At 69.4% G+C, this 10,568-nt stretch carries 11 protein-coding genes and 1 pseudogene; 6 read left to right on the top strand and 6 right to left on the bottom strand.

From position 1 onward, the window contains the following. Positions 1 to 626: hypothetical protein (locus tag IEZ07_RS34910; RefSeq protein WP_191898713.1), on the bottom strand; the 626-nt coding region annotated here is incomplete at its 3' end. Between the two features lie 151 nt (positions 627 to 777). On the opposite strand from IEZ07_RS34910, the gene IEZ07_RS34905 reads away from it, so the two are divergent. The 5 genes from IEZ07_RS34905 (at position 778) to IEZ07_RS34885 (ending at position 4,969) form a co-directional block, all read left to right on the top strand. Continuing rightward, entirely contained in the window at positions 778 to 2,427 is a 1,650-nt protein-coding gene (locus IEZ07_RS34905) for an IS4 family transposase (RefSeq protein ID WP_204054797.1), read from the top strand. A gap of 61 nt (positions 2,428 to 2,488) precedes the next feature. After that, positions 2,489 to 2,953: a LysE family translocator gene (locus IEZ07_RS34900; RefSeq protein ID WP_239321317.1), complete on the top strand. Its 465-nt coding sequence runs from the start codon at positions 2,489 to 2,491 to the stop codon at positions 2,951 to 2,953. Next, positions 2,950 to 3,204, top strand: coding sequence for a hypothetical protein (locus IEZ07_RS34895; protein ID WP_191898712.1), 255 nt, complete (start codon positions 2,950 to 2,952; stop codon positions 3,202 to 3,204). The genes IEZ07_RS34900 and IEZ07_RS34895 overlap by 4 nt, the downstream gene beginning before the upstream one ends. 80 nt (positions 3,205 to 3,284) lie before the next feature. Beyond that, positions 3,285 to 4,022 carry a hypothetical protein gene (locus IEZ07_RS34890; protein WP_191898711.1) on the top strand — a complete coding sequence of 246 codons (738 nt, stop codon included), beginning with the start codon at positions 3,285 to 3,287 and terminating at the stop codon, positions 4,020 to 4,022. Positions 4,023 to 4,300: 278 nt separating this feature from the next. Further along, positions 4,301 to 4,969: an Lsr2 family DNA-binding protein gene (locus tag IEZ07_RS34885; RefSeq protein ID WP_191898710.1), complete on the top strand. Its 669-nt coding sequence runs from the start codon at positions 4,301 to 4,303 to the stop codon at positions 4,967 to 4,969. Between the two features lie 99 nt (positions 4,970 to 5,068). On the opposite strand, the pseudogene IEZ07_RS34880 reads toward IEZ07_RS34885, so the two are convergent. The 5 genes and pseudogenes from IEZ07_RS34880 to IEZ07_RS34860 all read right to left on the bottom strand — a co-directional run. Beyond that, positions 5,069 to 5,413: pseudogene (locus IEZ07_RS34880) on the bottom strand (helix-turn-helix domain-containing protein); the annotation flags it as partial. Between the two features lie 327 nt (positions 5,414 to 5,740). After that, positions 5,741 to 6,067, bottom strand: coding sequence for a hypothetical protein (locus tag IEZ07_RS34875; RefSeq protein ID WP_191898708.1), 327 nt, complete (start codon positions 6,065 to 6,067; stop codon positions 5,741 to 5,743). 2 nt (positions 6,068 to 6,069) lie between these two features. Next, positions 6,070 to 7,263, bottom strand: coding sequence for a tetratricopeptide repeat protein (locus IEZ07_RS34870; RefSeq protein WP_191898707.1), 1,194 nt, complete (start codon positions 7,261 to 7,263; stop codon positions 6,070 to 6,072). Further along, complete coding sequence (locus IEZ07_RS34865) at positions 7,260 to 8,594, bottom strand: ATP-binding protein (protein ID WP_191898706.1); 1,335 nt, start codon at positions 8,592 to 8,594, stop codon at positions 7,260 to 7,262. Before IEZ07_RS34865 ends, IEZ07_RS34870 begins: the two co-directional genes overlap by 4 nt. 90 nt (positions 8,595 to 8,684) lie before the next feature. After that, positions 8,685 to 8,834, bottom strand: a complete 150-nt coding sequence (locus IEZ07_RS34860) for a hypothetical protein (protein ID WP_191898705.1) — start codon at positions 8,832 to 8,834, stop codon at positions 8,685 to 8,687. A gap of 344 nt (positions 8,835 to 9,178) precedes the next feature. On the opposite strand from IEZ07_RS34860, the gene IEZ07_RS34855 reads away from it, so the two are divergent. Beyond that, on the top strand, positions 9,179 to 10,366 hold the full coding sequence (locus IEZ07_RS34855) for an IS701 family transposase (protein WP_191898704.1): 1,188 nt from the start codon (positions 9,179 to 9,181) through the stop codon (positions 10,364 to 10,366). Positions 10,367 to 10,568: the final 202 nt, after the last annotated feature.

Genomic DNA, 10,568 nt, shown 5'->3' with positions numbered 1-10,568 from the left:
TAACCTGCAGAAACAGGATCACGCGAAGGTCGGCTCATACACCACTTCGCTGGACGTGACCCGCGATCTTCATAGTCCGGGTGCCGCACGGGGAAGGGGACGTCCCAGAACACCTGAATCGTGTGCCAGACGGCCTTATCGCCGGAGAACAGGGTGGCGGGCAGGGAGATCGCGTGCGTGCCGTCCTCCAGCGCGTGGAAATCGCAGCCGTCCACCGGCTGGAGCCTGCTGCAGGTCCACCGGTTGACCCTGCTGGTCGGGATGCCGTCAGCGCCCACGGCGTCGAACGTCATGACGCTCACGGACAGCGGCTGGGCGGCGGTTTCCAGCGTCAACTTGGCCAGCCCTTGAAGGCGGTGCGCGGCCGGCCATGCGAGAGCGGTGGGGGCAGGTGCGGCCGGGACGCCGTTGACCGCTTCCCAGTCGCTGCTGGCCAGCGGGAGCATCATCCTGTTCAACGAGGCTCTCGGAGGCTCCTGGGTGAACTCAATACGCTGATACGACTGCCATGGCGTTTCCATGCGAGGTGCCTTCTGTGCTGGGTTCGGTGCAGGCGCAGGCTGGCTGCAGGAGGGCAAGACTACGGCGAGCACCGCCATGGCCGCGGCCATGGCGGTGCGCTTCATCACGATGAAGGAAGCAGGCGGGCCTTCCCCAAGGCCAGGTAGTTAAGGCTCTCGTGGTGCTGTCAAGTCGTAGTTCTCAGGACATGAGGACGGAGATCCAGTAGAACGGTGATCTTCCACAACCAGCCGTCGAAGAACTGGATCTCCGTTGATGGCCGAGTATGCCAGCTCTGCTCTTTCCCGCGCTGTCGAGACGGACTCTTCGTCCCGCTCGACAGCCGGGCGATTGTTCGCTCCCGGACATTTGGGGGAGCTGACCGGGCTTGTCCCGTTCGAGCTCGTCGATGCAGTCCTTGAGGAAACCCGCGGCGTTCAGCGTCGTCTGCGCGCTCTGCCCTCACGGGTCGGGGTCTACTTCCTGCTGGCGATGTGCCTGTTCCCCGAGGCCGGCTACCTGCTGGTCTGGCAGAAGCTGACGGCCTCGCTGACCGCCCTGCCGGTCGTGACGCCCACCGCCAAAGCCTTGCGTGACCTGCGCCGCAGAGTCGGCGGCGCGCCGATGCAGCGCCTGTTCGAGGTGCTGAGCGGGCCGCTGGCCCAGCCCACGACGCCCGGAGTACGGTTCGGGGCCTACCGCATCGTCTCCTTCGATGGCTGCAGCTCACTCAAAGCCCCCGGCACCATCCGTAATCGAGCCTGGCTGGGCAGTCCTGGCCACGGCGGCTACCCGCTTCTGGAGCTGATGACGCTGGTGGAGACCGGAACCCGGGCCTTGATCGGCGCGGTCTTCGGTCCCACCAGCGAAGGCGAGACCGGCTATGCCCGGCGCCTGCTGTATCCACTGACGCCCGACATGCTCGTGTTATGGGATAAGGGCTTCGACAGCAACGCCTTCCTCGCCCAGGTCAGCGCCACCGGCGCTCAGGTGCTCGGCCGGCTGCGCAGCAACCGGCGCACTCCCGTCCTGGCCACACTCACCGACGGCTCCTATCTCTCGATGATCGGTAGTCTGCGGATCCGCATCATCGAGGCCCGGGTGACCGTGATCTGCGTCGACGGCACCACCTTCACCGGCACCTACCGCCTGGCCACCACCTTGACCGACGCCCGCCGTCACCCGGCCGCCGCCCTGATCAGGCTCTACCACCAGCGACGGGAACACGAGTCGGCCTACTACGCACTGCGCCACACGATCATGCAAGGACGGATCCTGCGCTCAGGCGACCCCGCCGGCCTGGAGCAGGAGATGTGGTCGGTGCTCACGCTCTATCAACTGCTGCGCACCGTGATGGTCGATGCCGCCGAGTCCCGGCCCGGCACTGACCCCGACCGCTGCAGCTTCTCCCTCGCCCTGCACGCCGCCCGCGACCTGGTGATTCAGCCGAGGGATGCCCCCGGCACCATCACCGGCCTGGTCGCAACCATCGGACACCGCATCCTGGCCGCGCTGCTACCATCCCGCCGCCCACGGGTCAGCACCCGCAAGGTCAAATCACCCATCTCGCGTTACAACGAACGACTGGACGACGGCAGACCCGACCGCAGCCGCATCATCACCGACCTCGACATCACCCTCCTGCCGCCACCACCCACACTGCCTGCCACATCCCGCGACGAACGACCCATGACCGCGGCCGACCGCCGCAGACAACATCAAGTCCTGGCCCTCCTCCACCAAAACCCCCACCGCCCGTGGAAGGCCCGTGACATCGCCCACCACCTCGGCGATGTCACCCTGAACACGATGTATCGGCAGCTATCGCGCTGGGCCGCCAGTCAACTCATCCGCGAGATCAGACCAGGTGTCTACACCGCCGAGCCGATCTCCGCGGCGCTCTTGCCATCAGCCCAAAGACCTTAACTGCCTGGCCTTGGGGGAACCCCCCGATCTCAGCTCCTCTCTGCCTGCCTTCGTCCTCGCCGTGGTACTGATCTCCGCCTCGCCGGGCCCGGCGATGGCGCTGATCCTGCGCCGCGCGGCCCTGCATGGCTTCTCCGGTGCGGTGCCCACAGTGCTGGGACTGGAGGCCGGCCTGTACCTGTGGGCGTTGCTCGCCGCCGCCGGGTTTGCAGCCCTGGTAGCCGCCTCGGAGGTGGCCTTCCTCGTCCTGCGCGTGGCGGGTGCGGATTTCCTGCTGTACCTCGGGATCAAGGCCTGGCGCTCAGCGTGGCGCAGCCGCGAAACAAACGGAGCAGTCGAGGAGATCACGGTCGGGGAACCGCGGTCCGGCTCGGCGCTGACCTGGTGGAGGGCGTTCGGTGAGGGATCGGCGGTGATGTTGGCCAACCCGAAGGCTGCCACCTTCATGATCGCGTTCTATCCGCAGTTCGTGCCCGCTGACCGGCCGCTGTTCGCCACGACCGCGCCACCGTCTCCCGCCTCATGAACCCCGACGACCGCTCCGCCGACGCACCGGTCGAGTGGACCGCCGAGTTCGGCAAGGACGTCCCGCCCGCGTTGGTGGCCGCCTTTGCCATGCTGGCCCGCGCCTACACCCCTGCCACCAGCCCCGAGGACTTCCTCACCCGGATCACCACCGCGCTGACCCCGCCCGATCAGGTCCGGCCCGCCCGCGACTTCTTCACCGCGCTGGCCGCACTGCCCGGCTCCGCCATCACCAGCCAGCCCGCCGCCTGACCTCCACCCGGACGCGCCGCCCGCCGTACCCTGGCGGGCGGCGCGCCCTCCCTGATCACTGACCTTGAAGGAGTCCCCTGATGGGCTACGACATGTACTGGCGGCGTGTGGACGACGCCGAGAAGGAAGCCGTCACCAAGGCCCGCGCCCTCTTCATGGCCGCGGTGGAAGCCCGTGACGCCCTGCCCGGCGAAGAGGCAGGCGTCCTCAACGCCGAGCGCGCCAAGGCGCACCCCGCCGGCTACACGGCCGACGAGAACTACGACGGCCGCTCCGAACGGTACCGACAGGCGCAGGCCGCGGTCGTGGCCGCGAGCGACACCGTGGACCAGGTCCGCAAGTCGTACTTCCGGCTGAACATCTTCAGCATGGGCCGGTACCGGGACGCGATGTACCGGCTCGGGATGGCGTTCGACGATGACCCCCGCCCGGACTGGCCCAGGGCCAACAACTACGGCATCACCGACGAACAGGTGTGGGCCGTTGAAAGCCCCGAGGACTATCCCGAGGTGTACGCCGCCATCACCTCCGACATGATGAGCCAGATCCTCGCCTACCAGCAGGAGCACGAACGGGTCCTCTCCTGGCACGGCAAGACCGACATGCCCGGCATCCCGCTCCACAAGTTCGGCAGCAACGACGGCTGGGTCGTCCTGCCCGCCGAGTGCGAGGCCGCAGTCCGTATCTGGCGCAAGCACCACGACGAGCACGGCGACGTACAGATCCAGGCCGTCCTCGGAGAAGACCTTTCCTACTGGCTGAAGTGGATCGACTTCCTGCAGGGCGCGATCACTCACGACGGTTTCGAGGTTCTGTAACCCACCCGCGCCGCCCGCCGCAACCCGGTGGGCGGCCCTACCTCCGGGGGAGAAGCACGTGCTTCCCATCCGCACCGCAGCCGCCACGGCTGCCCTGGCCGCCCGCACCCCTACCACCGCCGACATCGGCCGTACCACCGTCCAGGAACCGGCGCCCGGACCGGGACCGGGACAACGCCGAAGCGATCGGCGACTGCTGACCCGATCCCCGCGGGCGTCCGCCCGGCCCCACCAGCCGAGCGGACGCCCTCCCGCCCCTACCCAGAAAGGACCCGACCGTGTCGATCACCCAGCTCGGCCCCACCGTGATGCGCCCCGACCGCGCCCGCGCGATGCAGCTCCTCGCCGACGACCGCACCGCCAACGACGCCGCCGCAGAGACCGGCCTGAAGCTGTCCACCGTCTCCCAGGCCGCCCGCCGCCTCGGCTGGACCATCCACGGCACCACCTACCTCGCCCAGGACCTGACCCGCGATGACGGCAAGCCCGTCCTGCCCGACGGCATCGCCGCCCAGTGGACACCCAAGCCGCGCATCGTCACCGATCCCGGCGAGCCCACCGGCAGCGTGGACCGGCTCCTGGCCGATGCCCGCCTCCTCGACGACACGAAGGTGCAGGCCGCGCTCCGCCGCGCCGAGACCGCCGTCACCAAGTTGCGCGAGGTCTACACCGAGACGAGCGAGCGGATCGAGGCCGCGGCCGTTCGCCAGGCCGAGCAGCAGACCGTCCTCGACAAGGTTGCCGCGCTGGAGCAGCAGCTGGCCGCGGCCAGAGAGCAGGTCAAGGAACTCGGCGTCACCACCCGCGCCGGCCGCCGCCGCACCTCGGACGGACCCGGCGACGCCGAGATCCGCACCTGGGCACAGCGCAACGGCATCCCCTGCTCCGAGCGAGGCCGGGTCAAAGGCACGGTGCGCCTGCAGTACATCGAACCCTTTTCATCCTGAGTAGCGGTCGTCTTCGACGGCTTGCAGGACGAGGACGGCCCGCATGATCGGGGTGGCGCGGTGGGGGCAGCAGCGGAGCTTCGATAGCAGCTTCCACGCTTGATCGGCAACCCGGTCGATCGGGATGAGCGTGCCGTCGAGGGTGGCGTAGGCCGGCCGTGCGGCACGTACCGCTGCGGCCTGGACGTCGTCGGCCAGGGCGGCGAGCAGGTCGACCGATGCGCGCACGTACCGCCAGGCGGTGATGGTCCCGATCGCGAAGCCCGCGGCCAGGCGAGCGTAGGCGTCCCCGTTACGCAGGTGAGCCAGTACCAGCAGCGCCTGCTGTCCCGGCTTGAGCCGCCGCCACCGGCTGCGGCGCTCGGCGCGGCGGACGCGGATGAGTTCGGTGAGACGGGCAAGGGTGCGGTTCGACAGGGGAATCGCGGCAGGGTAAGACAGCATCAGGGCTTCCGGTTGGGGCATCGGATCTTGGTCGACTGCTGTCTTACCGGGAGCCTCACCTCACCCCAACTCCTCCGGCTCGCCCGTCTCCTGCGACCATCCTGACCAGCGTGATCAGGATGAAAATGGCTCACTCCCGGCGCCGTCGCCCGGCGACTCATCGGTCGGCTACCGCGAGCCTTCGACGTTGAACGCCGCTATAAACCCGTTCTTGGTGACCCAAATGCTCCCGTTTCATGATCCATGGCTAGTTAGAGAAGGGCTGGCGGAATCGCCCGCAATTCGGCCAAGTGGCCGGGGCACGTCGGCTTCACCCGCCGGCGATGCTTACTGGCGATGCTGGGCGAGCGGGCCTGGAAAGGAGACCGCAGCCAGACCGGTAGCCAGCAGCCCAGCGCCCGCCGCGGTACGCAGTGCCTGGCCGATGTCACAGCCCTCACCCAGACCGACCACGCCCACGCCCAGCCACACCCAGCCGTTGGCGATGGCCGCCTGCCGCCAGGATGGCCACAGCGCCAGCTCGCCGTCGTAGACGATGGTGGCGTCCGGGGCGGTGAGGGTCGCCCACCCTGCTGCGGCCACGAGACGCCAACCGGACACGGTCCCCGGCAGCCAGTCGGCCGGGTCGGCCACAAGCTGCAGCCCTTCGGCCATGATCAGATGATGACCGTCCGTTCGAAGAGGCCCCGTACCCCCGCCGCGATCCAGAGCGTGGCCAGCCCGGTGTAGGTGCTCAGCATCACGCCGGACATCGAGTCCAGGGCCGCCGACACGGCGATGACGAGTGCCAGCAGGCCCGCCCAGCCGTACAGCACGATCCGTCCGAGCGGTGAGCCGGTGTGCACCGTCTCCTGGACGGGGGTGATCAACGCCATGGCCGCCGCGCCCGTCGCGCCGACCAGCTCCTGGGAGAACATCACACCCAGCGCGATCAGCGTCGCGCCCGCGGCCAGGAGGAGGCAGCACAGGCGGGCCGCGCGGACCTCCGCGCGTTCGAAGAGCAGCCGGGTGTCCTTGGCGCGTGCCAGGCGCAGGGCGGTGAACGCCTCGACGGTCCAGGCCACCCAGTGCAACAGCGCGACAAGGAGGAGAACGATGATGAGCATCGGCGCCGCGGGCAGCAGCAGTACCACCCACCACCTGCCGAAGAACCTGCCACGCAACCGGTCCAGCGCCCGGTAGAGGGGGTTGCGCCGCTTCAGCGCCGTCAGCAGGAGGTCTCGCGCCGCACCGAAGCCGGGATCGAGGCGGAGCACCTCGCGGAAGGCCTGGGCGGCGTGGCCGGGGTCGCCGAAGTCCAGTGCCACCCGCCCGTACGCCAGGTGGGCCAGTGCGTTCTCCGGGTCCAGCCGTACGGCCTGCGCGGCGGCGGCCTGAGCTTGGGCGGTCTCGCCGAGTGCGGTGAGGGCGAGCGCCAGCAGGCCGGCCAGCTCGGCGTCCTGCGGGTCGAGGGCCAGGCCGCGGCGGGATGCGTCCGCCGCCTCGGCCCACTGCCTGGCCCGCAGGTGCGTCCGGGACAGGAACCTCCAGATCGGCGCATGGTCAGGCTCGATGGCCAGGGCGGCATGGAGGGCGGCGATCGCGTCGCCGGGCCGTCCTGCCATCAAGTGGATCTGACCGGCCACGTAGTGCGGGAACCACTGGTCCGGCGCGAGCCGTACCGCTTCGCGCGCCTCGGCGACCGCCTCGGACGGCCTCCGCTGCTCGGCCAGGGCGATGCCCAGCAGGGCGTGCACCTCGGCGTGCTCCGGGTCCCGGGCGAGCACCCCGCGTAGTTCCCGCTCGGCCTCCGCGGGGCGGCGCAACCTCAGCAGCGTCCGTGCCCGCTCGATCAGGGTGTCGGTGGTCACCGGATGTCCTTGATCCAGGGCGTCAGTTCGTCCCAGGCCCCGGAGTCGTTGGCGTGCAGCACGTAGTTGCGCGCGGTGGCCAGCCATTCCCGTACGGCGGTCGGCCTGGCGTTGCGGGCCGCGGCTAGCAGATCCTGCGTCGTCAGGGGGACGAGGCGGCCCGCGCTGATCGACTGCTGGAGCTTGGCCTCCACCGCCCGGTCGACCACGCCCTTCAGGTCCGCGCCGGCGAACTGGTCGGTGGCCCGCGCGACCGCGTCGAAGTCCATCTCGGCCAGGGGCTTGTCACGGCAGAGGATGCGCAGGATGGCGGCCCGTGCCGCGACGTCGGGCGGGGGCACGAACACCAGCTGGTCGAACCGGCCGGGGCGGCGGAAGGCCGCGTCGACGTACCAGGGGGCGTTGGTGGCCGCCAGCACCAGCACCCCTTCGTTGGCGCGTTCGTCCACGCCGTCGAATTCGGCTAGGAACTGGTTCACCAGCTGGCGGTTGTGCGCCTGGCGCATGTCGGCGCGGCGGGCGGCCAGCGCGTCGACCTCGTCGAAGAACAATACGCACGGCCGGTTGCGGCGGGCCAGGTTGAACGTGGCCCGCAGGTTGCGCTCGCTCGAACCGATGTACATGTCCAGGATGTCGGCCAGGCCGACGTCGATGAACGACGCGCCGAGCTCGCCGGCGGCGGCTCTGGCCAGATGGGTCTTGCCCGCTCCCGGCGGGCCGTACATCATCACCCCGCCACCGGCTCGCTTGCCGAACGCGGCGAACAGGTCCGGCTGCTGGACGGGGAGCAGGAGCTTGATCCGCAGTGCTTCCTTGACCGTGTCCATCCCCGCCACGTCGGCGAAGGTGACGCGGGAGCGCACCGCTTCCACGCCGGTCTCGCCGGACGACACCGGTGCGGCGTAGGCCGGGACGTCCGTGACGGGCTGCGGCGGCTCCAGCCGTACGGCCAGATCGGTGTCGGACACCGCCGGGTCGCGGGAGACCGCATCCCGGTAGCGCTGGGCCGCGCCGACCGTGTCACCCTCACCGAGCAGCGCCCTGGCCGCGATCACTCCCAGCTGCGGGGGGTAGCCGGGCACGGCCAGGAACGGTTCGAGCGCCGACAGCGCGGCGCCGTGGGAGCTCTGCCGTACGAAAGCCTCCGCCAGCCCGGCCACGATGTCCGGATCACCGGGGGCCAGCCGGAGCGCGGCGCGATATTCGGCCTCGGCCTCGGAGAGGTATCCCCCGGCCAGGAGCTGCTCGGCGAGATGCCGCCGGAGGGGGAGGTTCTCCGGGGAGAGGCGCGCCGCTTCGCGAAGCGCCCGGAGCCCAGCGTCGTCGAGCACGTACCCGGTCCCTTCTCCCGAAGGATGGTCGATCCCAGATCGTCGATCCCAGACCAGTAAGGTTATCTAAATCACCACATCGTGGGATCACTAGCTCCGTCCGCGACCCCGGTCCCCGGCCGTCGGGGCGGTCACGCTCAGGCCGGTGGCGCGTAACTCCATCTCGATACGGCGGGCCAGGGTGGTGGTGCCGGTGCCGTGCGTTCCGACGATCTCCAGGCGGACGGTGGCGGTCACCATAAGGTCTGTTCCTCGTGCGTGGCGGCTGTGCCGCCGGGCAGGCCTGGCGGCACGGCCACCGCGGTCAGGGCGTCCCAGGTCGGGTAGCGGCCGGCGAGGGTGAGCAGGAGCCGCGCGGTGGCGTGGGCGTCGAAGGCGGCGCAGTGCCGCTGGCCGGGGATGTCTGTGACGGTGATGCCGGTGTGGGCTAGACGAGTAAGTCCTAAAGCTGAGAGCGGGTACGGCGTGCGTACCGGTTGATGAACCCGCCCGTGTCAATCCCCCGAAACAGAGCTTGGTCATAGTCCTTGATCTGTCCGGTGACGTAGTTGAAGGACCTTGCCCGGCGGAGTCACCGTGGTGTTATGGACCTACAAGCTGTCGAGGCTCTGAACGAGGACCTCGCGGAGTTCGCCGATGACGTTTTCACGTACCTCGCCTACCGGGGCCAACGCGACTACGGCCAGCAGTACCTGCGCGGGCTGATGCTCGACGGGAAGCGGAAACCGGTGGAGCCGATGGCCGGTCGGCTGGGCCTTCCCCGGCAGAACCTCGGTCACTTCGTGTCCCAGTCCACCTGGGACCACACCGAGGTGATGCGGCGCATCGCCGCACGAGCGGTCGCGGTGATCGACCCGGCGGCCTGGTTGATCGACGACCATCCCTTCGTCCGGTACGGCCACGGCACCGCCGGAGCGATGGTGCAGCACTGCGGGGAACGCGATCAGCACCTGTGCCAGGTCGCGGTCTCGATCCATGCAGTGTCCAGGGCCGGTTCCACCCCGCTGCACTGGCGGTTGTTCATCCCGCAAGTCTGGGCCGACGATCCCGAACGCCGCGCCAAAGCAGGGATCCCGCCCCCGCTGGTGCACCGGACCAAGCAGCAGATCGCACTGGAGCTCCTGGACGAGCTCGCCGGGTGGGGACTGAGGCCGCCCATGGTCGTCGCCGACAGCGACTACGGCACCAACGTGGCGTTCCGCAACGGGCTCACCGATCGGGGAATCCGCTGGCTGGTAGCGGTCAACGCCGACACGACGGTCCTGCCGGTCAGCGGAGCGCCGGTCACCGCCTGGGCCAAGCGGCGGCCGGCCATCGGCGTCGGTGAACTGGCCCGAGCCAACCAGGACCGGGCCCGCCGGTTCGTCTACCGGGCGAAGACGGCGGGACATCCTGCCCGCTGCGGATGGTTCGCCGCGATCCCCGTGCACATCGCCGGGATCATCGAACGCGCGCACATCGCCGCCACCGAGCAGCGCCTGCTGCCCGAGCGCACGCTGCTGGTCCAATGGCGACGCAAGCACGACGGCGAACCGTTTCGTGCCTGGATCACCGACCTGCCCGCCGACACCGCACTGTCCGTCCTCGGCCGGCACGCGACCAGCCGCTGGTGCATCGAGACCGATTACCGCGAGATGGAACAGGCTCTGGGCCTGGGCGATTACGAGGGCCGGACCTATGCCGGGTTCCACCACCACGTCGCCCTGGTCTCCGCCGCGCACCTGTTCTGCCTGGAACAGCGCCTCCACCCAAAAGGGGCGCACACGGTCTGAGCCTGTATCAGGTCGTGTCCCGGTTCCAGGACCTGCTGATCGCGATGCTGGCGCGATGTCCCGCCTGCCATCGTGGTCCATACGACCTCATCGACCTTGGTCGAGGACCATGACCAAGCTCTGCGAAAACGTGGAGACGGCCCTATGCCACAGCGGCCCTCACCAGGGCCGTTGACGCTTGCCTCTTCTCGATCATCTGACG

Source organism: Planomonospora parontospora (assembly GCA_014647935.1).
Taxonomy (GTDB): Bacteria; Actinomycetota; Actinomycetes; order Streptosporangiales; family Streptosporangiaceae; genus Planomonospora; species Planomonospora parontospora.
This window is presented reverse-complemented; position numbering and strand designations above follow the sequence as displayed.